General features: G+C 66.8%; 19 protein-coding genes. 7 read left to right on the top strand and 12 right to left on the bottom strand.

The window, feature by feature from the left end; translation table 11 throughout:
- Positions 1-146 precede the first annotated feature (146 nt).
- The 3 genes from AABF56_RS32975 to AABF56_RS32965 form a co-directional block, all read right to left on the bottom strand.
- Entirely contained in the window at positions 147-1,646 is a 1,500-nt protein-coding gene (locus tag AABF56_RS32975; RefSeq protein WP_272808863.1) for an amidohydrolase family protein, read from the bottom strand.
- A gap of 93 nt (positions 1,647-1,739) precedes the next feature.
- The gene (locus AABF56_RS32970; RefSeq protein WP_443021270.1) at positions 1,740-2,384 is read right to left on the bottom strand and encodes a flavin reductase family protein; all 645 of its coding nucleotides are present in this window, start codon (positions 2,382-2,384) and stop codon (positions 1,740-1,742) included.
- A gap of 260 nt (positions 2,385-2,644) precedes the next feature.
- Positions 2,645-3,076: a nuclear transport factor 2 family protein gene (locus AABF56_RS32965; protein WP_244769149.1), complete on the bottom strand. Its 432-nt coding sequence runs from the start codon at positions 3,074-3,076 to the stop codon at positions 2,645-2,647.
- A 145-nt stretch (positions 3,077-3,221) separates the two neighbouring features.
- Here AABF56_RS32965 and AABF56_RS32960 point away from each other — a divergent pair, with 145 nt between their 5' ends.
- Together AABF56_RS32960 and AABF56_RS32955 are read left to right on the top strand one after the other, a co-directional pair.
- A complete protein-coding gene (locus tag AABF56_RS32960; RefSeq protein WP_244769104.1) occupies positions 3,222-3,926 on the top strand; it encodes a GntR family transcriptional regulator in 705 nt (234 codons plus the stop codon).
- Between the two features lie 728 nt (positions 3,927-4,654).
- Positions 4,655-5,005 carry a hypothetical protein gene (locus AABF56_RS32955; RefSeq protein WP_244769103.1) on the top strand — a complete coding sequence of 117 codons (351 nt, stop codon included), beginning with the start codon at positions 4,655-4,657 and terminating at the stop codon, positions 5,003-5,005.
- Positions 5,006-5,213: 208 nt separating this feature from the next.
- Here AABF56_RS32955 and AABF56_RS32950 read toward each other — a convergent pair whose 3' ends face one another.
- From AABF56_RS32950 to AABF56_RS32920, 7 genes are all read right to left on the bottom strand, one after another.
- A complete protein-coding gene (locus AABF56_RS32950) occupies positions 5,214-6,299 on the bottom strand; it encodes a C45 family autoproteolytic acyltransferase/hydolase (protein WP_272808862.1) in 1,086 nt (361 codons plus the stop codon).
- 169 nt (positions 6,300-6,468) lie between these two features.
- Positions 6,469-8,013, bottom strand: coding sequence for an ABC transporter substrate-binding protein (locus AABF56_RS32945; RefSeq protein WP_272808861.1), 1,545 nt, complete (start codon positions 8,011-8,013; stop codon positions 6,469-6,471).
- Positions 8,014-8,046: 33 nt separating this feature from the next.
- Positions 8,047-8,898, bottom strand: a complete 852-nt coding sequence (locus AABF56_RS32940) for an alpha/beta hydrolase (RefSeq protein ID WP_272808860.1) — start codon at positions 8,896-8,898, stop codon at positions 8,047-8,049.
- Positions 8,899-8,925: 27 nt separating this feature from the next.
- Entirely contained in the window at positions 8,926-10,596 is a 1,671-nt protein-coding gene (locus AABF56_RS32935; protein ID WP_272808859.1) for an ABC transporter ATP-binding protein, read from the bottom strand.
- Between the two features lie 4 nt (positions 10,597-10,600).
- A complete protein-coding gene (locus AABF56_RS32930) occupies positions 10,601-11,434 on the bottom strand; it encodes an ABC transporter permease (RefSeq protein WP_272808858.1) in 834 nt (277 codons plus the stop codon).
- The gene (locus tag AABF56_RS32925; RefSeq protein WP_244769097.1) at positions 11,431-12,372 is read right to left on the bottom strand and encodes an ABC transporter permease; all 942 of its coding nucleotides are present in this window, start codon (positions 12,370-12,372) and stop codon (positions 11,431-11,433) included. The genes AABF56_RS32930 and AABF56_RS32925 overlap by 4 nt, the downstream gene beginning before the upstream one ends.
- Positions 12,354-13,538 (bottom strand): C45 family autoproteolytic acyltransferase/hydolase, encoded by a 1,185-nt coding sequence (locus AABF56_RS32920; RefSeq protein ID WP_272808857.1) that lies wholly within the window; start codon positions 13,536-13,538, stop codon positions 12,354-12,356. The genes AABF56_RS32925 and AABF56_RS32920 overlap by 19 nt, the downstream gene beginning before the upstream one ends.
- Positions 13,539-13,671: 133 nt before the next feature.
- Between AABF56_RS32920 and AABF56_RS32915 the strand changes: the two genes are divergently transcribed.
- A complete protein-coding gene (locus AABF56_RS32915) occupies positions 13,672-14,592 on the top strand; it encodes a GntR family transcriptional regulator (RefSeq protein WP_272808856.1) in 921 nt (306 codons plus the stop codon).
- 15 nt (positions 14,593-14,607) lie between these two features.
- On the opposite strand, the gene AABF56_RS32910 is transcribed toward AABF56_RS32915, so the two are convergent.
- The gene (locus AABF56_RS32910) at positions 14,608-15,099 is read right to left on the bottom strand and encodes an Lrp/AsnC family transcriptional regulator (protein WP_064329101.1); all 492 of its coding nucleotides are present in this window, start codon (positions 15,097-15,099) and stop codon (positions 14,608-14,610) included.
- Positions 15,100-15,229: 130 nt separating this feature from the next.
- On the opposite strand from AABF56_RS32910, the gene AABF56_RS32905 reads away from it, so the two are divergent.
- A complete protein-coding gene (locus tag AABF56_RS32905; RefSeq protein ID WP_272808855.1) occupies positions 15,230-15,646 on the top strand; it encodes a DUF2000 domain-containing protein in 417 nt (138 codons plus the stop codon).
- Between the two features lie 3 nt (positions 15,647-15,649).
- Here AABF56_RS32905 and AABF56_RS32900 read toward each other — a convergent pair whose 3' ends face one another.
- Positions 15,650-16,273 carry a TetR/AcrR family transcriptional regulator gene (locus AABF56_RS32900; protein ID WP_272808854.1) on the bottom strand — a complete coding sequence of 208 codons (624 nt, stop codon included), beginning with the start codon at positions 16,271-16,273 and terminating at the stop codon, positions 15,650-15,652.
- A gap of 99 nt (positions 16,274-16,372) precedes the next feature.
- Here AABF56_RS32900 and AABF56_RS32895 point away from each other — a divergent pair, with 99 nt between their 5' ends.
- The 3 genes from AABF56_RS32895 (at position 16,373) to AABF56_RS32885 (ending at position 20,378) form a co-directional block, all read left to right on the top strand.
- On the top strand, positions 16,373-17,113 hold the full coding sequence (locus tag AABF56_RS32895; RefSeq protein ID WP_272808853.1) for an SDR family NAD(P)-dependent oxidoreductase: 741 nt from the start codon (positions 16,373-16,375) through the stop codon (positions 17,111-17,113).
- A 177-nt stretch (positions 17,114-17,290) separates the two neighbouring features.
- Entirely contained in the window at positions 17,291-18,262 is a 972-nt protein-coding gene (locus tag AABF56_RS32890; RefSeq protein ID WP_064329097.1) for a sugar-binding transcriptional regulator, read from the top strand.
- Positions 18,263-18,323: 61 nt separating this feature from the next.
- Positions 18,324-20,378, top strand: a complete 2,055-nt coding sequence (locus tag AABF56_RS32885; RefSeq protein WP_272808852.1) for a bifunctional aldolase/short-chain dehydrogenase — start codon at positions 18,324-18,326, stop codon at positions 20,376-20,378.
- Positions 20,379-20,398 lie beyond the last annotated feature (20 nt).

The following is a 20,398-nucleotide window of genomic DNA, read 5'->3' as shown; positions in this document are numbered from 1 at the left end:
TCCCTCCTGCCAGGACCGTGCCGATACTCTAGCGAGATTTATCCATTAAATCTATAGACTATTATCAAGCATGATCTGCGGAAGGAAACGGCGGGCGTGCGGTGCGGGTTCCGGCAGGCCTTTTCCTGCCGGAGCCGAAGGCGGCGCTAGGCGTTCCGGCCGAGGCGCGGATAGGCCGAGGAAAAGATCTCCCCGACGGGCGGGTGGCCGTAGGTGCGCTCCGGATAACGGGCGACGAGGCCGTCGAACTGGCGCTGCGCCCGCGCCTGCTCCGCCGTCGCATCGAAGCCGGGGATCTGGCCGTCGACCATGACGAACCGCCCGTCGATGACGACGTCGGTGACGTCGCGGCCGGAGCTCGCCATCATCAGGGTCTGGATCGGATCGATGACATGGCCGATGCGGTCGTGGCCCATGTCGATTACGATGATGTCGGCCTTCGCACCGGCCTGCAGGCGGCCGAGGTCGGGCCGCCGGAGGGCGTCCGCGCCGCCGAGCGTCGCCGCGTCGAAATAGTGCTCCGAGCGCACGCTGTCGATCGAGCCGTCCATCACGCGCGAGATCATGACGCCGACCTGCATGTTCTGGATGACGTCCGGCGGCCAGGTGTCCGTGCCGAGGCCGATGCGCACGCCCATGGCGCGGAACTTCGAGAAACTGTCCATGAAGCCGCCGTGGCGGGCCGAGACGAGCGGGCAATGCACCAACGTCGCGCCGGCATTCTTCAGGATGTCGAGGTCGCGGCCGGGCCGGTCCACATGGCGCGTGCCGGCGACGAGCTCGCCATGCGGCAGGAGCACGCGCTCATTGAGCGCGCCGAGCGAATCGAGCCATTCGAGCGGCGTCATGCCGTAGGTCGCGGTGATGCGGGTGAATTCGAGGTCCGACTGGCAGCAGTGCTGGCGGACCGGGATGTCGAGGTCGCGGCCGGCATCCGCCGTGCGGCGCACGAGGTCCGGCGTGCAGGTCTCGATGCGGTCGGGCGCCAGCATGGCGCGCACCAGCGGCGAGGCCAGCCCCTCGATGCGCTCGGCAAAGGCGAGCGAATCGGCAAAGCTGCGAAAGCCGCGTTCCTCGTCGTAGAAGAAGGCGATCCGGCCGTCGTCGACGACATAGCTGTTGCCGGTGCGATAGGCCGGGCCGAGATAGACGCGCAGGCCAAGCTCATGCGCGGCATCGGCGGCGGCGGAGAATTCCGCGTCCGTCTCGCCCCATGCGCGGTAGAACAGCGAGGCGATCGGCAGCGCGGTCGTCACGCCGTTGCGGATGAGCTGGGCGAAGGCGTAGCGCTTCTGGAAGGCGAGCTCCGCCTGCGTGTACATTTCGTAGGCGCACTCCATGTAGCTCCTCGGCCAGACCCGGCCCTTCCTCCAGGAGGGCTGGTTGTCGAAGGCGAGCACCGTCGTGTCGAGGTCGGAGAGCGCGTCGAGGTCGACGAAGCCGGGCGAGAGAATGGCATTGCCGTAGTCGATGCGCGCGGCGACCGCGCCCGGATAGTCGTGCCCGACGAAGACGACCCTGTCCCCCTCGAAGACGACGACGCCGTCGTCAAGGATCACATGGCGGCCGTCCCGATGGCCGACGACCCAGCGGGCGGTGAGAAGGACCGGGCCGTCGATGCGGCCGGAGGGCGGAAGTGTCGTCATGGTGCGTCCCATCTTTCATCGATCATGCCGGAGCCGCGCCCGGGCGGCTCCGAAACCCCGCAAGGCCCGGCCGGACGGTTGCGGCGCCACCGCTCAGACGGGCGCGGGGGTCAGCATCTCGAACCGGTCGCGGATGGTGGCGCAGGTATCGCCGCCAAGGCGCGCGATGGCGTCGATGACGTCAGGATCGACATGCATCGCGGTGTCCACCGCGCCTTCCCGGTAATGGGCGAACAGGATCTCGCCCATGATGATCTGGCGCGTCCGGCCAAGCTCCAGCGTGACGTGGCGGCGGCATTCGAAGGCGGCCGGCGCCTCCTTGATCCAGGGCGCCGCGATCTTCTCGCCCGGCATGGCGGTGAGGCCCGCCTTCTTCAATTCGTCCATGCCGCGCGGATACCTGGCGCCGCAGACATGCATCGCCTCGGCGATGGCGCGGGAGACGATGTTGACGGTGAAGACCTCCGTCATGCGGATGTTGTGGCCGGTGTCCTTGAAGGACATGTCCGGGTTGTGCTCCACGCCGATGGCGAGGATCGGCGGATCGGCCGAAAGGCAGTTGAAGAAGCTGAACGGGGCGGCGTTGTAGCGGCCGTGCTCGTCGACCGTCGTCACCAGCGCGATGGGGCGCGGGATGATCGTCCCGATCATCAGCTTGTAGCGCTCGCGCGCGCTGAGCGTCGTGAAGTCGAAGGCTGTCCTCTCGCCGGCCTTGATCTCGGTGCTGCAGGTGTCCATCGGCATTCCTCCCCGGCTTTCGCGCCCCGGCGCCGAGGGCGGCGCTTCGCCCGCCCATTTGCGCATGCAATGGTTCCTATTTATAGAATGCAATTATTGTATGCAATATATCCGCCTTCCTGCACCCTGAAAAATCTCAAGCCTTCGCGGAAACCGGACCGTGGCCGGGTGCCGCCACCGGCCGTCCAAACCGGCCGGATCGCGGGCGCCAAAACCCGGTAGTGCCTCAGTTTGAATTCTCACCAGGCGCGACGGCAATTTCAGATTATGCCGTGCTTCTTTAGAAGAGCCTGCTCGTCGCCCGACACCCAGCCGAAAACCTTCGGCTCCCCGTTCAACATCTGAACCAGATAATGAACGTCGAAATCTATCGTCACGTCCGGTTGATCCTTCCGGGCATAGGTGGCGATCCAAGCAACATGAGCCACGCAATGAAGCTCGTCTATCTGGGAGAGGCGGACATTGCGTATCCGCATCTCCTTGGTTCCTATCGCTCGATAGTGCTCATAGCCTTGCGCCATGAGCTGCTTGAATTGGTCGTCGTTCTTTCCGGCTTTCACTCCGGCGGGCGCAGCACCTATAAACTCGGAAGCATACAGCGATGCGAGCTCGTTCATATCGACCTTGCCGGCGAGGGACCGATTGAAAAAGCTCTCGTATCGCTCGAACAGTCTCCTTACGCTGGTTTCCATCATCTGCTCTCCTGGCGAAGACCCTAGCTTGGGTGGGTGGAAGTGGAAATTCAAACTGAGACACTACCCAAAGCCCGCTCCGGTGGACAGGATCGTCCTTTGTGTGCAATTTGCTCGCTGCTTTTGCGATTCTGGAGGCGAGTGCATGGCAAAGACAGTTGGCGATTCCGGCCGCGGTCGCTCCCAGGCCGTTCACCGGGCACTCAAGCGCGCCATCCTCGACCAGGCCCTTTCGCCCGGCGCCAAGCTGCCGGAGGACTCGATCGGCGAGCGGCTGGGCGTCAGCCGCACGCTGGTGCGCGAGGCGCTGGTGCGCCTCAGCGAGGAAGGCCTCGTCGACCTGCGGCCGAACAAGGGCGCCACCGTGGCGCGGCCGACGCTCGAGGAGGGCCGCAACCTCTTCCTGACGCGCGCGGCGCTGGAACGCCTGGTGGTGGAAACGCTCGCCGGCAAGCTGACGCAGGAGCAGATCGACACGCTTTCCGCCCATATCGCGGCGGAGGACGCCGCCCGCAAGGAACACGCGACCTCCATCCGCCTTGCCGGCGAGTTCCACACCCTGCTGGCGCAGATGACCAACAATGCCAGCCTGATCCGCTACGTGAACGAGCTCGTCGCGCGCAGCTCGCTGATCCTGGCGCTCTACGGCCGCCCGCACTCCTCCGAATGCGCCGTCTCCGAGCACCAGGAACTGCTCGACAGCCTGATCGCCGGCAAGGCCGAGGACGCCTCGAAGCTGATGGCGCACCATCTCGATTCCATCACCACGCGCGCCCTGCTGCCGCGCGAGGAGGACCGCAACATCAAGGACGTGCTCAGCGCCTATGCGGCGGCCGAGGGCCTTGCCTAGAGCCACCCCGGCGGAGGTACGTCCGCGATTGCGGCGAAACGAAAGCCTGGCGCGCCTTCGCGATCCGGAGAAAAGCGGAAGCATCCCGAGAGCCGCCGGCATCCCCTCGCCGGCCTGAAACCGGCGATGTCCGGCATGCCCCGGGGGCCATGCCGATTGCGCGCGCCCCGCCTCGCCCGCGCCCATGATGCCTCGGACCGGGAGAGGACCCGGCGCGACCGCGAGCCCATCCACAATGCCGGCGGCAACAGGGGTATCGGCGCTGCCGTCCAGGTCCCCGCATTCAAAAGTATACGTCCTCTCCCCGTCGAGGCGACCTGCAAGACGGCGCCGCACGCCGTGCAGTCCTTGTTCCGTTCCATGCTCTGCCTCACCCGTTGCGACGGGAAGCGTCGCGCCACGAATTCTGGCTGCACTTTTCCGCGTTCACTCACGCTAATACTTAAACAATTTAACGTTGCATCCTGTTTACAACTTAATCAAAGGTGGTAAATATATATCACCCCAATCAGAGGGTGTAGGGAGGAACTGAAATGTGTGGAACCGGAGGATGCTGCGGAACAACGCAGCCTGGCATCAGAAGATTAAGCCCGGAATCATTGGACACTCTCCGCCAGAAAGTGGCGGACAACAGAGTAGACCTTCTGCAAAACGACAAAATGAAGGCGTCTATCCTAAGCTCGGATAATGTTACGGCGATAGAATTCCTGAGCCTTAAGAAGGACGACATGCATAGCGTGATCGTCTGCCAGAAAATGGGCAGCTTCGGCGCTTTCGACATAAAAATAATCAAGCTCGACGTCCAATATCCAAAAGTCGAAATGGTCGCCCACATCAAATTCGAACCCTTTGACAATGTGCCTTTCAAGTTCGAGGCGACGCTGACCATCAGATGCAACGACATCACCAAACCCATAGGTTGTGAAGTCATCCTGGATTACGACAAGACACCTTCGGAAATCCAGCCCTTGATAAACTGGGATTGCATCAAGCGATGCGCGCCGCAATGCATTTACTGCGGCGCGGACTACCAGTGCTGGCTGGCGTGCGCAGGCATATGCATCATTCAATGCCTCTGACGCCTCGCCGGTGACGGCGTCCCGCGCCGGTCGCCTTCGATGTTTCGGAAGAAGGCTCCACCCTTCGATATCGGCGCTGCCGATTTGACGGCAGGGTGGAGCGTCCGCGCGGGTGGCGGGGCAACGCCGTCCTTCGCGACCGGAAGGAACCGGGGCGTGGCCCCTCGGGAGGGGTGACGCGCGGCCTCGCGGCATGCGGTGACGCGCCTCAGCGCACCGCCATCTGCCGCCATCCTTCGGCGCTCGGCGGCCCGGCTGCAACGCAGAGCGATACCGTCTCGCCGATCTCGTAGACGACGGCGCCGATCGTCATCTGCCGCAGGAGGCCGAGCCTGATGTCGGGGCGGGGCGGCCCCTTGGGCACGATGGACACCGCGCCGCCCTTGCGCCGGGCCGCGAGGGCGCGCTTGGCGGTCTCGATATCCGCCGGCCCGCGCGAGAAATCGGTGTGCAGGCTGCGAAGGCGGGTCCGCGAATCGCCGCTGCCCTCCAGCCGGGCGTTCGGCGCAGCGCGCGTGTTGGCGAGCGGATGGTTGGTATGGAGCGAGAGGCCGCCGGCAATGGCGATCTCGGTCACGCCGCCCGCGGCGCATTCGAGCGTGCGGATGCCGTGGCGGTCGCCGATCTGGTAGGTCTGGCCGGAGGCATGCGGCACGCGGGAAAGGAAGCCCGCGGCCGCGGCCGCGTTTTCCTGCGCCAGCGCGCCGCGCAAGGCGAAGGAGACGGGAAGCCCGCGCGGGCTGTAGGCGAGCTGGGCAAGCGTGTTGACGCAGATGCCGAGGCCGCGGCCGGAGACGCCCATCAGGCCGATCAGGCCGGCGGAGGTGTAGACCAGCGTTTCGCTGCCGCCGTCATCCAGCCGCAGCACGGCCTGCGCGCCATCGTGCCAGCGCGGCAGGTCCATGGTCTGGCCGACGAGCGTGCCGCGCCCCGCCACCGGCGCGACGGCGAGACTGCTGCAATGGCCCTCGCCGTCGAAGCCGCCGAACCACCATTCCTCGTCCATCAGCTGGAGGGCATAGGCCGTCTCCTCGGAAATGCCGGCGCCTTCGGCAATGCCGCGCACCTCCTCCAGGAGATCCGGCACATGGGCGGCGATCGCCGTGCGGAAATCCGTCACCGACAGGAAGACCGGCAGGAAGGCCGCCGCCGGCCGGCCATAGGCCTTGCCGATCGCCGCCTGCCAGCGCTCGACCTTGCCCGCGATCGTGCCGCGCAGCGCCTCGCCATGCGCCCGCCCGCGGGCAAGCGGCGCCTTCGGGCAATCGATGACGGGAAGATCTTCGGTACGCATGGTTTCCTCCAGACAGGGCACGGCTGTCGGGGCGCCGAAAGCGCCCCGACGCAAGGGAAGGACGGGCGAAGGCGTGCATGGAGCGCGTCCCCGCAGGTCCGGACGCAAAACCGCCGCGCGTTTCCGCCGGACCTGCTCCGGGATTGCCGCCCTCGCCCGACGGGCGGGATCAGTCCTTCTTCACGCCCCAGGCCCGCTCCTTGTCGGCGGCCCAGACCTCGAAGCCTTCGATCCTGGCGCCGACCGCCGCGACGACGGGCTCGTAGTAGAGGCCGAAGATCGGCAGGTCTTTCGCCATCAGCGCGTGGATGTCCTTGAAGACGGCCTTGCGCGCCTCGAAATCCGTCGTCTTGGTCGATTTCAGGTAGAGCTGCCAGGCCTCGGGATTGTCCCACTGTGCCGTCGGCTCGGCCTTCTTGTCGCCGATGATGACGCCGTAGAACTGCGAGGGATCGAGGCGGGCGGAATAGCCGAAGGACTGCATCTGGAACTTGCCGGCGAGGTAATTGTCGAGCTGCGCGGCCCAGTCCAGCACTTCCAGCTCGGCATTGATGCCGGCGCCCGCCAGCATGGCCTGCACCAGGATGCTGTTCTCATACATGCCCTGGTAGCGGGTGTTGGTCTGGATTTTTATCACTTCGCCCTTGTAGTCGGCTTCAGCCAAAAGCGCCTTGGCGGCCTCCGGGTCGTATTCCGGCCATTTCAGGAAATCCTCATCGAAGAAGGCGCTTGCCTGCGGCACGCCGGAGGGATTGAACTCCGACAAGCCGGCCGTGCGGGCGGCGGCGATCTGCTTGAAATCGATGGCATGGGCGATCGCCTGGCGCAGCTTGACGTTCGACATCAGCGGGTCGGTCGTCTGGATGAGCAGCGGCGTCAGGGAAAGGCCCGGCGTCGTCATCACCTTCAGGCCGCGCCCCTTTGCATCCTCGATGCGCTGGGATTCGAAGTTCGGCAGCACGTCGATCTCGCCGGCGAAGAGCGCCGTCTCGGCGGCCGACGTATCGGGGATGATCAGGAATTTCGCTTCGTCGACCAGCGCCGTGCGGTCGCCGGCATAGCCGCTCGCCTTCTCCTTCGGCGGTTTATAGCCGTCGTATTTCTCCAGCGTGATGTACTGGCTCTTCACCCATTCCTTCAATTTGAAGGAGCCGCTGCCGATCGCGCTGCCGTCGATCCACTTGCCGTCCGGCCCGGCATTCTTGGGGCTGGCGACCCAGCCGTTGCACTGGATGTTGGCGAGCTGGGCGAGGAAGAGCGCGTTCGGCTCGTTGATGCGGAAGACGACGGTGCGCGGATCGGGCGTTTCCAGCGCCTCGACCTTCAGGCCCTGCGAACCGTCGAAGAAGCCGTTGCAGAACCATTCGGCGCCGGCCGCGACGCGGTGGTCCCAGTTCCATTTGACATCCGCCGACGTGACGGGATCGCCGTTGTGGAAGGTCGCGCCCTCACGGAGGATGAAGGTGTAGGTCCTGCCGTCCTCCGACACCGTCCAGCTCTCGGCGAGCGCCGGGCCGATGCTGAGATCGGCGCGGAAGCCGACCAGCGTCTCGAAGATGTGGTGCAGCACGGTGTCGGTATTGGCGTCGCGGTCGATGCCTTCCGTGCCGCGGATATCGGCGTTGATGCGGATGTTCAGCGTTGCCGCCTCGGCCGAGGCGCCGAGCAGCAGGCCCGCGGCCAGCGCCGTCGAAATCAGGAATGTGCGTTTCATGGTGATCTCCGATCGTTCCCCGCTTCGTTATCGTCAGGAGCGCTCGCGGATTGCGCCCAGCGTTTCTGCAAAGAAGTCCTTGACCTTGCTTATGAGCTGGCGGTCGTCATGGGTGATGCCCGGCACGATGTCGTGGCGCACGGCGATGCCGTGCTGCTCGAAGCTCTTCTTCAGCGCGCGCATGCGGTCGTTGCGGTTGGCGCCGGCAAGGTCGGCGCCGGGCATGTACCAGGCGTCGTCGGGCGTGATGGTGATCTCCCAGGTCTCCCGGTCGTCGCCGCCGATCACCATCTGCACGGCGACCTTGCGGATTGCGTCGAGATCGACCGGCTTGCCGAAGACCTTCTCGAAATCGCGCAGGCCGACCCAGAAATCGTGGTCGAAATCGAGCAGCGTCACGACGCCGGGCGCACCGATCGAGGCGGCGAGCAGGCGCTCGGGATGGAGGTAGAGGAACCGGTGGGTGAAATGCCCGCCGCCGGAAAAGCCGTACATCATCATCCGGTCGCCCGCGATGCGGTACTTTTCCTGCATCTCGGCGATCATATCGAGCATGACGGCGTCATAGTGCAGGTCGCCGTCCCGCAGCATCTTGTAGGAGGAGAGATCGCCCGGAAAGCAGATGTTCGCGGGAAACAGCGGGCACAGCACGATGACGCCGTTGGCCTCGGCGAAATCGGCGAAGGCGTCGCGATAGGCCTGCATGCCGCGCTCCGTGCCGTGCACGATGACGGCGAGCGGATAGGTCTTCTCGCCATCCTCCTCGTAGTCGTCGGGCACATAGGCGCAATAGGGGAAACGCGGGTCGAGCCGCGAGGCATAGACGGTCGTGTGGCCGAAATCGTAGTAGGACAGTTTCCGGCCGTGACCGCTGACATTGCGCATGGATGGTCTCCTCTCCGTATCGAAAATCTATGAGCCCGCCGCGCCCGACAGGAGGCGGGAACCGCCGGCGCCGTCCGCGCCCGCGAAGGTGCGGTCGAGCAGCATGGCGGCGTCGAGCAGGCGGCGGGTATAGGCGTGCTGCGGCCGGTCGAAGACGTCGTCGCGCGTGCCGGTCTCGACGATGCGGCCGTTCTCCATCACCGCCACCCGGTCGGCCACCTGCTCCACCGCGCCGAGATCGTGCGAGACGAACAGGCAGGCAAAACCGTAGCGGGCCTGAAGATCGCGGAAGAGCTTGAGGATCTGCTTCTGCACGGTCATGTCGAGCGCGGAGACGGGTTCGTCGGCGACGACGAAGGCGGGGCGGCTGACGATGGCGCGGGCGATCGCCACACGCTGGCGCTGGCCGCCCGAAAGCTGGTGCGGGAAGCGGTCGGCAAGTTCCGCCGCAAGCCCGACCTCGGCGAAGACCTCCGCCACCCGCGCCTGCCGCCGCGCCCGGTCCAGCGCCGGATCGAGCTTCAAGGGTTCGCCGACGATGCCGGCGATGCGCTGGCGTGGATCGAGCGAGGAATAGGGATCCTGGAAGACGATCTGGATCGCCTGGCGCAGCGCCCGGCCGCCGGCATCGCGCCGGTAGGCGAGCGGCGCGCCGCGGAAGGCCATCGTGCCGCCGGAAGGCGTCACCAGCCCGACGATCGCCCGGCCGAGCGTCGTCTTGCCGGAGCCGGAGGCGCCGACCAGCGCCAGCGTCTCGCCGCGGTTGATGGCAAGATCGACGCCGTGCACGGCGCGCTTGCCCGCCGCCCGGCCGAAGAGCCGTGCGCGTCCGGGATAGTCGATGACCACGTCCTTCAGTTCGATCAGCGGCTCGGCCGGCGCGCCCCCCGACCGGCTGCCGCCGGCGCTGCGGCGCGGCAGGGCGTCGACGAGGCGCCGGGTGTAATCGTGTTTCGGGGCGTGCAGCACTGCCCGGCTGTCGCCCTGCTCCACCGCCCTGCCCTTGTGCATGACGACGACGTTGCGGACATAGTGCGCGACCATGCCGAGGTCGTGGCTGATCAGGAGGACCGCGGTGTTGTTCTCCTGCGTCAGCTCCACCATCAGGTCGAGCACGTCGCGCTGGATCAGCGTGTCGAGCGCCGTCGTCGGCTCGTCGGCGATGAGCAGCGCCGGCTTCAGCAGCATGACGGAGGCGAGCATGATGCGCTGGCGCATGCCGCCGGAGAATTCGTGCGGGAAGGCGGCAAGGCAGCGCGCCGGATCCTGGATGCGGATGCGCTCCAGCATGGCAAGGCTCATGTCGCGGATCTCGGCCTTGCCGAGCTTCCTGTGCAGCGCCAGCCCCTCGGCCATCTGCCGGCCGATGGTCATGGCGGGGTTGAGCGAGACCATCGGCTCCTGGAACACCAGGCCGATGCCGGCGCCGCGGATCTGCCGCAGCGTCTCCGGCGGCGCGCTGACGAGGTCCGTGCTCCTGAAGCGGATGCGGCTTTCCGGCGTCGCCACGAAGGGCGGCGGCAGGAGGCCGAGCACGGAGCGGGCCGCCATGGTCTTGCCGGAGCCGGATTCGCCGACCAGCGCCAGCATCTCGCCGGCCGGCAGGGAGAAGTCGAGGCCGTCGACCACGGTGAGGCCGGCCTGCCCCATGCGGACGGAGAGGTTTTCGACGGAAAGCACATTCTCGATGCCAGCCATGGGATCAATCCTGCATCTTGGGGTCGAGCCAGTCGCGCACCGCATCGCCGAGCAGGTTCACGCCGAGCAGCGTGATGGAGATGCACAGGCCGGGCAGGATGATGATGTGCGGCGCCTGGTTGATGTAGGGGCGGCCGGTGGAGAGCATGTTGCCCCAGCTCGGCGCCGGCGGCGGCACGCCGAGGCCGAGGAAGGAGAGCGCGCTTTCCGACAGCACGACCCAGCCGAACATCGTCGTCGCCAGCACCATGATCGGCGCGAGACAGTTGGGCAGCACATGGCGCAGCATGGTGACGATGCCGCTGTTGCCGATCACCCGCGAGGCCTCGACGAATTCCCGCTCGCGGATCGACAGCACCGTGCCGCGCACCACGCGCACGGCGACGGGCATGTAGGCGATGCCGAGCGCCACGATGATGCCGTTGCGGCTGGCGCCGAACACCGCCATGAAGCCGAGCGCGAGCAGCAGGCCGGGAAAGGCGAGCAGCGCGTCGTTGACCATCATCAGGATGCGGTCCGTCCAGCCGCGCAGGAAGCCGGCGAGCACGCCGAGGACCGTGCCGAAGACGATGGCGAAGACCACGGTGGCGAAGGCGATCCAGGCGCTGGTGCGCGCGCCGTGGATCAGCCGGCTGAGGAGATCGCGGCCGAACTCGTCGGCACCGAGCAGGTGCGCCGCGGACGGGCCCTGGAGACGGGCCATGAGATCGAGCTTCAGGGGATCGTAGGGCGCGAGCCACGGGCCGAAGACCGCCACGAGGAGGAGGAGGCCGACGACGAGGATGCCGATCAGGCCGTTGAAACGCAGTGCCGGAAGGCCGAATGCCCGCGCGATCATGCCGTCACCCTTGGATCGAGAAGCGGATAGAGGAGATCGACCAGGAGGTTGACCACCACGTAGAGGAAGGCGGTGAACAGCATGCAGCCCTGCACGACGGGATAGTCGCGGGCATAGATGCCATCCACCAGCAGGCGGCCGAGGCCGGGAATGGTGAAGACGGTCTCGATGACGGCGATGTTGGCGAGCAGGCTGCCGAGCACGAGGCCGATCAGCGTCAGGGTGGGAGCGAAGGCGTTCTTGAAGGCATGGCGCCACATGACGGTCGCCTCCGAAAGCCCCTTGGCCCGCGCATGGGTGATGTATTCCAGCCGCGCCACCTCGATGGTGCTCGCCCGCGCCATGCGGGTGATCGAGCCGGATTCCACCAGGACCAGCGTCACGACGGGCAGGATGATGTAGAGCAGCGCGCTGCCGAAATCGCGGCTGAACGGCACGTAGCCGACCACCGGCAGCCAGCCGAGCTGCAGGCCGAAGATCAAGAGCAGCATCAGCCCGAGCCAGAAGCTGGGGATGGAAAGCAGCAGCGTCGAGGTGGCGATGACGGCGATGTCGCCGGCGCGGTTCTGCCGCCAGGCGGCGAACATGCCGGCCGGCACCGCGATCAGCGTCGCGAAGAAGACGGCGACGAGAACGATGGTGGCCGAGACGGAGAAGCGGTCCAGCATCAGCGGCAGCACCGGCTGTCGCGTCGCGATCGACCGGCCGAAATCGCCGGTCAGCACGTCGCCGAGCCAGTAGAGATATTGCACGACGATCGGCTGGTCGAGGCCCATCTCGGCGCGCAGCGCCTCCAGCTGGCCGGGCTGGGCGAGATCCCCCAGCATCAGCGCCGCCGGATCGCCGGGGATCGCCCGCATCAGCGCGAAGACGGTGACGGAGACGAGGAACAGCGTGGGGATCGCCGTGGCGATGCGGGTCAGGAGGAAGCGGACCATCGTTTCCCCCTGCCGAGCGTTTCATCGGCGGCGCCGGCCGCGCGGGCGAAGGCGTCGCCGTCCATCGCCAGCTCATAGCGCGTGAAGGTGCGGTTGATCGCCGGCAGCGGGGCGATCTCCATGACGCCCTTCGCCGGCTCGCACAGGATCATCGCCACCGTCGCCGAGAGATTGCCGCCCTCCTTGGCGAGCGGCGCGCGGCAGACACAGAAGGGCGCGGCGAAATCGTCGAAGAAAGCGCGCTTCAAATCCTCGACGCCGAGCTTGCCGCCGCTTTCCCGCAGGACCGTCAGGACGCGGTGATCGCGGTAGAGGCTGTCTGGCACATTGGCAAGGCCGGTTTCCTTCAGCTTGGAAAGGGCGACGGCGCTCTGCCAGTGGTTGGCATGCACGATCATGCCGTCCTGCGGGTGGATCGGGAAGGCCTCGTCCGGCGCGCATTCGAGATCGACCGCATAGCCCTCGGCGGTGCTCAGCATCATGTTGTTGGAGCCGGATTTCGGCGTGATGGCGACGACGCGCAGCGCCATCGCGAAATGCCGCGCCTCCAGCGCCCGGCGGCGGATGAAGGGCAGCGGAATGCCCATCTCGCGGTAATCGCGGTCGCTCTCGAGATAGTTGGCGGTGATCGTGATGCCGGCGGCGTTGAAGCCGCTGCGGGCAAGGCCGCCCGCCTCGGTGAAGGTCAGGATGTCGGGCCCGTCGTCGCGCAGGATGCGCAGCACGACGGAGGTATCGGCGCATTCGGCGCGCCAGTCCCAGTTCTGGCCGTGGATGACCGTGCCGTCGCGCGTCACCTCCGGCAGCAGCACGGCGCCGGTGCAGCCGTCCGGCTCCTCGTCGGCAATGCCCGCCTCCAGGCGTGCAAGCTGCAGCACCTCGGTGCGCGCATTGACGAGAACGATGGCCGAGAGGCCGGTGCCCGCCCCTTCGGCGATGCCCTCCATCTCCGTCACCAGGTCCGGCGCCCAGTCGCGGATGCGCGGCAGGAAGGCGGCGACGAGGCGCTCGATATTGGCATCGTCGAAGCCGAGCTTGTGGAGCTGGCTGGTGTAGAGGCCGGCCGAGAGGCGGATGCGCTCACGCGCCTTCTCGCCGTACAGGCGGCCACGCTCGCGCGGCGGGCCGCTGATCTCGATGAGAGGGAAAGGGGTGATCTCTGCCATATGCCGCTGCCTCGGTTCCGTCTTTGATCGCAGCTTAATGCATTTTATAGATATGAAAAGCACTAATTTTGGAAATTTATCGGGTCGCATTGCGTTGTGTTCCCGCTATAATGCAAATGAACATGAGGGACCCATGGACGATACGGACCTTTCGGACGCCGAGCAGGCGGACGGCCCCAGCACCCTGCAGCTCGATCTGGCCCGCCGGATCATCGACCGGATCCGCGATGCGGACCTGACGGTCGGCACCCGCATTTCGGCGCCCGAGCTGGCACGGCTCTTCGGCGTGTCGCGCTCGCCGATAGCGGGCGCGCTCGACCTGCTCGTGGAAAAGGGCGTGCTGCAGCCGATGGAGAAACGGGGCCTGCGCGTCGCGCGCGACGTCTCGACGCTCGACCTTGCCGAAATCCTGCCGGTCTCGCCGATCGAGGACCTCTACCGGCGCATGCTGCGCGAGCGGGCACAGGGCGCCCTGCCGCAGGACGTGTCGGAGGCCGAGCTCATGCCGCGCTACGGCGTGTCGCGCGGCACCGTGCGCAAGCTCCTGATGCGGTTCGCCGCCGAGGGACTGGCGCAGCGCCTGCCCGGCCATGGCTGGCGCTTCGTCGATACGCTGGTCGGCGACGACGCCTATCGGGAGAGCTACGAGTTCCGCGCCATCGTCGAATGTTCGGCGCTGCGCACGCCGTATTTCAAGGTGGACAGGGAGATCGCAGCGCAGATCCGCCGCGCGCACGAGCGCATCCTCGGCGATCCCGCCAGCCGCTCGGGCAGCGACGAGTGGTTCCGCGTCAACGCCTTCTTCCACGAGAACCTTGCCGGCTTTTCCGGCAACCGGTTCCTCACCGACGCGATCCGCCACCAGAACAACCTGCGCCGCATGCAGGAATCGGCCGCCTTCTTCGAGCTGCCGGCCGAACGCATCGAGCAGTCCTGCCGCGAGCACCTCGCCATTCTCGACGCGGTGGAAAACGGCGATCTCGACTGGGCCGAGGCCCTGCTGCGCCAGCACCTGAAGCAGGCGCTGGAATACGGCACGGGCGACCGCGACTGACGCCCCGAGAAAACCTTACCGGCCGCGGCGGGCGCTCTCGGCAGGCAAGGGCAGGCCGCTAAAGGGCTTGATCTCCTTGAGGACGAAGGTGGTCTGCATCTCCTTGATGCCCGGCAGCCGCCGCACGACGCTCATGGCGAAGTCGGAATAGGTGTCGAGATCCTGCGAGACGACCTGCAGCAGGAAATCCGCATCCCCCGCGATGCTGTAGCAGGCGACGACGCAATCGAGCTTCATCACCTCGCTGGCAAAGGCCTCCGCCTCCGCCTCGGTGTGGCTGTCGATCTTGACGCGGATGAAGGCGAGGACCCCGAGGCCGATCTCCCGTCGCCCCAGCACCGCCATGTAGCGCTGGATGATCCCCTCGTCCTCCAGCTGCCGCACCCGCCGCCAGCACGGCGAGGCGGACATGCCCACCGCGCCCGAAAGCGCCTGGTTGCTCAAGCGCCCGTCCTCCTGAAGCGCCTTCAGGATCCTCACATCCGATGCGGCGAGCGTATCCGGCATATCCTGCCCCTATATTTGCTATGTGGGGTAGATCCTACCTTTCTTTCGACCTTTCCAGCAAGATCAGAAAGAACCTGCCTGCCTTCCCCCTGTAGTCTTGCCGGCATCGCAATACAGGAGAAAGGCCATCATGCTCCAGGACGTCCGCCTCGCCATCGTCGTCAATCCCGACCTGCTGCCGGGCCATCTCGCCAATACGATCGCGGCCGTCTCCATCGGCATGGGAGCGGCCATGCCGGCGCTCGGCGCCCGCCAGCTCACCGACCGCCGGCAGGCGACGATCGACATCAGCGCCGACAGGCCCGTGCCGGTGCTGCAGGCGGACAGCCGGACGATCGGCACGCTGCTGGCCAAGGCGCTGCCGCGGCAGGACGGCCGCGTCATCGTCGCCTTCCCGTCCTTCGCGCGCGCACTGCACAGCTATGCCGACTACGAGGCGACGTTCCCCGAGCGCGATCTCGGCGAGGAGACCATCGACGGGCTCGGGCTCGCCGGCGAAGGCCGATGGATCAAGTCCCTGACGGGTTCCCTGAAACTGCTTCGCTGACAACTACGCCGCCGGCGGGCGGGCGACGGACACGAGGCTTTCCCAGCCCGCCATGGCGCAGCCGGCGATGGCCAGCAGCGTCTCGCGCGACGCGCCGTCGCGCGCCTGGATGGAAAGGCCATGCTGCACGGTGACGACATAGGCCGTGATGGCCTCGACATCGGCCGTCGCGGGGAGATCGCCCTCCGCGACCGCCCGTCGCAGGCGCTCCCGCAGCACGGCCGTGGTCGCCGCGCGATGGTGTTTCAGCGCGTCGCATATGGAGGGACTGGACCCTTCCGTCTGCGGCGCGGACAGCACGACCAGGCAGCCGCGGCGCTTTTCGTCGCCCGCGAAGGCCTCGGCGGTGGCGCGCAGCAGATGCGCACAGGCGGCTCGCGCGGTCGGGGCGGCCGGCACGCCTTCCCAGATGTCGCAGCCTTCCGTTGCGGAATAGAGCGCCAGCGCCTCCTGGAACAGCGCTTCCTTGCTGGTGAACGCCGCATAGAGGCTGGGCGCGTTGATGCCCATCGCCTCGGTGAGGTCCGCGAGCGAGGCGCGCTCGTACCCCTTCGCCCAGAAGACCTCCATGGCCTTACGCAGGGCCGCGTCCCTGTCGAACGCCCGGGGTCGGCCACGTGGCGCCATTTCAGTCTCCTTTTCTGTATCGCTCGATAAATAAATCACTTGACGCGCTTCGGCAAGACGGCCAGTAATTATGTATCGATCAATACAGAAAGGCAGGACATGGCAAATCTCGACGGAAAAACCGCCCTCGTCACCGGCGGCAGCAGGGGCATGGGCGCGGCGATCGCCCGGCGGCTGGCGCGGGAAGGCGCGCGCGTCACCCTCACCTATGCCAGCGCGGAGGCCGCAGCCGCGGCCACCGTTGCGGCCATCGAGGCCGCCGGCGGCAGGGCCGTCGCCATCAAGGCCGACAATCGCGACGCCGCGGCCCTCACGGCGGCCGTCGATGCAACGGCGAAGGCCGAGGGCCGCATCGACATCCTCGTCAACAATGCCGGCATCTTCCATGCCGCGCCGCTCTCCGACCTGACGCTGGAGGATTTCGACCGCACGATCGACGTCAATGTGCGCGCCGTCTTCGTCGCCACCCGGCAAGCCATCGCCCACATGCCCGATGGCGGCCGGATCATCACCATCGGCAGCAACCTGGCGCAGCGCGTGCCCTGGCCGGGCATCAGCCTCTATGCGCTGAGCAAGGCGGCGCTGTCGGGCTTCACGCGCGGCATCGCCCGCGACCTCGGGCCAAGGGGGATCACCGCCAACATCATCCACCCGGGCTCGACCGACACGGACATGAACCCGGCGACAGGCGAGACGGCGGACATGCAGCGTGCGACGATGGCGATCCCGCGCTTCGGCAGCCCGGACGACATCGCGGCATTCGTCGCCTGGCTGGCAGGGCCAGAGGCCCGCTTCGTGACGGGCGCCGAACACGTCATCGACGGCGGCACCAACGCATAGGACGCGCGGCGCGCCTTTCATGGAAGACCCGGACAGCGGGAGCGGCCAATGCCCTTCCGCTGTTTTCGCGTGAAGGAAAACGGATGGTCGCGAGGCTTCGGGGCAGCGCGATTCCGACGCATTGACTTTTGTCAGCGACAATGAATAATGTCAAAATCCCTTCGCGAGAGACCCTTGATGCCCATCCGCGCCAACGACCAGATCATCCACAAGGCCGCCTGGCTCTATTATACGCATGGGCTGCGGCAGGATGAAGTGGCGCAGAAGCTGGAAATCTCCCGCGCCTCCATCGCCATGTATCTGCGCAAGGCGCGCGAGATGGGCATCGTCACCATCACCACCTCGACGGACCTCTTTTCCGACGACGTTCTCGCCCGCGAACTGGAGGACGCCACGGGGCTGACGACGGCCTGGCTGGTGCCGGAGGACCGGCAGGCCATGGACCCGGCCGCCGAAATGCCCGTCGTCGCCGCCTCGGTCTTCCTCGAACTCATCAACAAGGGCGACCGGATCGGCGTCGCCTGGGGCCGCACCGTCTACCACATCGCCGATGTCATGCCCTTCGCCGATCTCAGCGGCGTCACCGTCGTGCAGCTCTGCGGCAATCTCGGCGCGCCCTATTCCTATCGTCCCGACCAGTGCACCACGGAAATCGCCCGCCGCCTCAATGCGGAAGGCATCAATTTCTACGCGCCGCTCGTGCTGTCCTCCGAGCGGCTGGCCGAGGAGCTGCGCGGCGAGCCGGTCATCAGGGAACAGCTCGCGACGATTTCCGACTGCCAGCTCGCGCTCTATTCCGTCGGCGGCATCGAGGATGACAGCCATCTCGTCAAATGCGGCGCGCTCTCGGCCGCCGACATGCATGCGATGGGCGAGCGGGGCGCGGCCGGCGTCATCGCCGGCCAGCTCATCGACCACGACGGCCAGTGGATGGACTGCGAGCACAACCGGCGCTGCATCTCCGCCGACCTCGCCTCCATCCGCGCGATCCGCAAGCGCATGCTCGTCGTGCAGGAGGACAGCAAGTTCGAACCGCTGATGGCAGCGCTGAAGGGTGGCTTCGCCTCGCATCTCATCGTCACGGCATCGATGGCGCGGCGGGTGCTGGACCGCTGGAACCGCGAGGGGCTCGGCAAGGCCGGGCGCTGAGCCAGGAAAATGTGCGGTCCGCCGATGCCGGCCGGGCCGGTTTATCGGGAGGCTGAACACGATGGAAAATCTCTGGCGCGACGACGAGGCGGAACAGGTCGTCGCCGGCTATGCAGCGAAGGGCGTCAACCGGGACCTGGCGCTGCGCACCTATACGACGCGGCTCCTCGGCGGCGAGCCCCGGCTCGTGCTGCATGGCGGCGGCAACACCTCGGTGAAGACGGAGATGACCGACCTCGTCGGCGACGTGCATGCCGTGCTCTGCGTCAAGGGCAGCGGCTGGGACATGGGCACGATCGAGCCGCCGGGCCTGCCCGCGGTGAAGATCGGCCCGCTGCTGAAGGGCCGCAAGCTGCCAAAACTCTCGGACGAGGACATGGTGACGCTGCTGCGCGCCAACCTCATCGATCCCGGCGCGCCGAACCCGTCCGTCGAAGCGCTGCTGCACGCCTTCCTGCCGCACAAATTCGTCGACCACACCCATTCGACCGCCATCCTCGCCATCGCCGACCAGGCGGAGAGCGCAAGCATGTGCGCCGAACTCTTCGGCAAGAGGATGGGCTTCGTGCCCTATATCATGCCCGGCTTCGCCCTTGCCAAGGCGGCCGCCGAGGTGTTCGACCGGGACCCGACGGTCGAGGGCCTGATCCTCGACAAGCACGGCATCTTCACCTTCGGCGAGACGGCGAAGGAAGCCTATGACCGGATGATCCACCATGTCACGCTGGCCGAGGATCATGTGAAGCGGAACGGCCGCAACCCGTTCACGCCGGCCGCCCTTCCCGCCGCGCTCGCCGACCCCGGCGACATCGCGCCGATGCTGCGCGGCGCCGTCGCCGTCGACAGGGGCGAAGGGCGCTACGACCGCATGGTCAGCGTCTTCCGCGCCTCCCCGGCGATCCTGGATTTCGTCAACGCGGCGCAAGTCGCGGACATGGCCGCCCGCGGCGTCTCGACGCCCGACCTCTCGATCCGCATCAAGACGGGGCCGATGGTGCTGCCGGCCCCGGCGAAGGACGACCTTGCGGGCTATCGCGCCGTGATCGACGAACGGGTCGCCGCCTTCGCGGCCGACTACACCGACTATTTCCGCAGCAACGACGCCCGCGACGACGTCAAGCGCGTCATGCTCGATCCGATGCCGCGCCTGACGCTGGTGCCCGGCCTCGGCATGTTCGGCCATGGCCGCACCTACAAGGACGCGACGATCGCCGTCGATGTCGGCGAGATGTGGATCGAGGCGGCGCGCGACGCGGAATCCGTCGGCCGCTTCGAGCCGGTCAGCCGGCCGGACCTCTTCGACCTCGAATACTGGTCGCTGGAGCAGGCGAAGCTGGCGGGCGCCAGGCCGAAGCCGTTCACCGGCCAGGTCGTGCTCGTCACCGGCGGCGCGGGCGCCATCGGCGCGGCGATCGTCAAGGCCTTCGTGACGGAAGGTGCGCATGCCGTCGTGCTCGACCTTGACGGCGGGAAGGCGGCGGCGGTGGCGAAGGCCGCCGGCAACCATTCGATCGGCATCGCCGCCGACATCACCGATCCCGCCTGCGTGCGCGCCGCCTTCGATCAGGCCGTCGCCACCTTCGGCGGCGTCGACATCGTCGTTTCCAATGCGGGCGCGGCATGGGAAAGCCCGATCGCCACGATGGACGACGCGTTGCTGCGCAAGAGCTTCGAACTGAACTTCTTCGCCCACCAGAGCGTCGCGCAGAACGCCGTGCGCATCATGAAGGCGCAGAAGACCGGCGGCGTGCTGCTCTTCAACGCTTCCAAGCAGGCGGTCAATCCGGGCGCGAAATTCGGCGCCTACGGCCTGCCCAAGGCCGCGACGCTGTTCCTGTCGCGGCAATACGCGCTGGAGCACGGCGCCGACCATATCCGCGTCAACGCCGTCAACGCCGACCGCATCCGCTCGGGCCTGCTCAACGACGAGATGATCGAGAGCCGCGCCGCGGCCCGCGGCCTTTCCGTCAAGGACTATATGGGCGGCAACCTGCTCGGCCTCGAAGTGACCGCCGAGGACGTCGCCCGCGCCTTCGTGCACCACGCGCTCGCCGAACGCACGACCGCCGACGTGACCACCGTCGACGGCGGCAATATCGCGGCGGCGATGCGCTGAGTTTCGAGCGGGGCACACAG

The organism is Shinella sp. WSC3-e (assembly GCF_945994535.1).
Lineage (GTDB): Bacteria > Pseudomonadota > Alphaproteobacteria > Rhizobiales > Rhizobiaceae > Shinella > Shinella yambaruensis.
Note: the sequence above shows the minus strand (reverse complement) of the source record. Positions and strands in the feature narration are given on the sequence as shown.

What these genes read in the sequence shown, in the direction of transcription:
- AABF56_RS32895 (WP_272808853.1), top strand. Translation starts at nt 16,373, where the DNA reads ATGGCAAATCTCGACGGAAAAACCGCCCTCGTCACCGGCGGCAGCAGG.
- AABF56_RS32935 (WP_272808859.1), bottom strand. Translation starts at nt 10,596, where the DNA reads ATGGCTGGCATCGAGAATGTGCTTTCCGTCGAAAACCTCTCCGTCCGC.
- AABF56_RS32950 (WP_272808862.1), bottom strand. Translation starts at nt 6,299, where the DNA reads ATGCGTACCGAAGATCTTCCCGTCATCGATTGCCCGAAGGCGCCGCTT.
- AABF56_RS32945 (WP_272808861.1), bottom strand. Translation starts at nt 8,013, where the DNA reads ATGAAACGCACATTCCTGATTTCGACGGCGCTGGCCGCGGGCCTGCTG.
- AABF56_RS32960 (WP_244769104.1), top strand. Translation starts at nt 3,222, where the DNA reads ATGGCAAAGACAGTTGGCGATTCCGGCCGCGGTCGCTCCCAGGCCGTT.
- AABF56_RS32930 (WP_272808858.1), bottom strand. Translation starts at nt 11,434, where the DNA reads ATGATCGCGCGGGCATTCGGCCTTCCGGCACTGCGTTTCAACGGCCTG.
- AABF56_RS32955 (WP_244769103.1), top strand. Translation starts at nt 4,655, where the DNA reads ATGCATAGCGTGATCGTCTGCCAGAAAATGGGCAGCTTCGGCGCTTTC.
- AABF56_RS32925 (WP_244769097.1), bottom strand. Translation starts at nt 12,372, where the DNA reads ATGGTCCGCTTCCTCCTGACCCGCATCGCCACGGCGATCCCCACGCTG.
- AABF56_RS32965 (WP_244769149.1), bottom strand. Translation starts at nt 3,076, where the DNA reads ATGGAAACCAGCGTAAGGAGACTGTTCGAGCGATACGAGAGCTTTTTC.
- AABF56_RS32890 (WP_064329097.1), top strand. Translation starts at nt 17,291, where the DNA reads ATGCCCATCCGCGCCAACGACCAGATCATCCACAAGGCCGCCTGGCTC.
- AABF56_RS32885 (WP_272808852.1), top strand. Translation starts at nt 18,324, where the DNA reads ATGGAAAATCTCTGGCGCGACGACGAGGCGGAACAGGTCGTCGCCGGC.
- AABF56_RS32940 (WP_272808860.1), bottom strand. Translation starts at nt 8,898, where the DNA reads ATGCGCAATGTCAGCGGTCACGGCCGGAAACTGTCCTACTACGATTTC.
- AABF56_RS32920 (WP_272808857.1), bottom strand. Translation starts at nt 13,538, where the DNA reads ATGGCAGAGATCACCCCTTTCCCTCTCATCGAGATCAGCGGCCCGCCG.
- AABF56_RS32910 (WP_064329101.1), bottom strand. Translation starts at nt 15,099, where the DNA reads ATGCCGGATACGCTCGCCGCATCGGATGTGAGGATCCTGAAGGCGCTT.
- AABF56_RS32900 (WP_272808854.1), bottom strand. Translation starts at nt 16,273, where the DNA reads ATGGCGCCACGTGGCCGACCCCGGGCGTTCGACAGGGACGCGGCCCTG.
- AABF56_RS32905 (WP_272808855.1), top strand. Translation starts at nt 15,230, where the DNA reads ATGCTCCAGGACGTCCGCCTCGCCATCGTCGTCAATCCCGACCTGCTG.
- AABF56_RS32915 (WP_272808856.1), top strand. Translation starts at nt 13,672, where the DNA reads ATGGACGATACGGACCTTTCGGACGCCGAGCAGGCGGACGGCCCCAGC.
- AABF56_RS32975 (WP_272808863.1), bottom strand. Translation starts at nt 1,646, where the DNA reads ATGACGACACTTCCGCCCTCCGGCCGCATCGACGGCCCGGTCCTTCTC.
- AABF56_RS32970 (WP_443021270.1), bottom strand. Translation starts at nt 2,384, where the DNA reads ATGGACACCTGCAGCACCGAGATCAAGGCCGGCGAGAGGACAGCCTTC.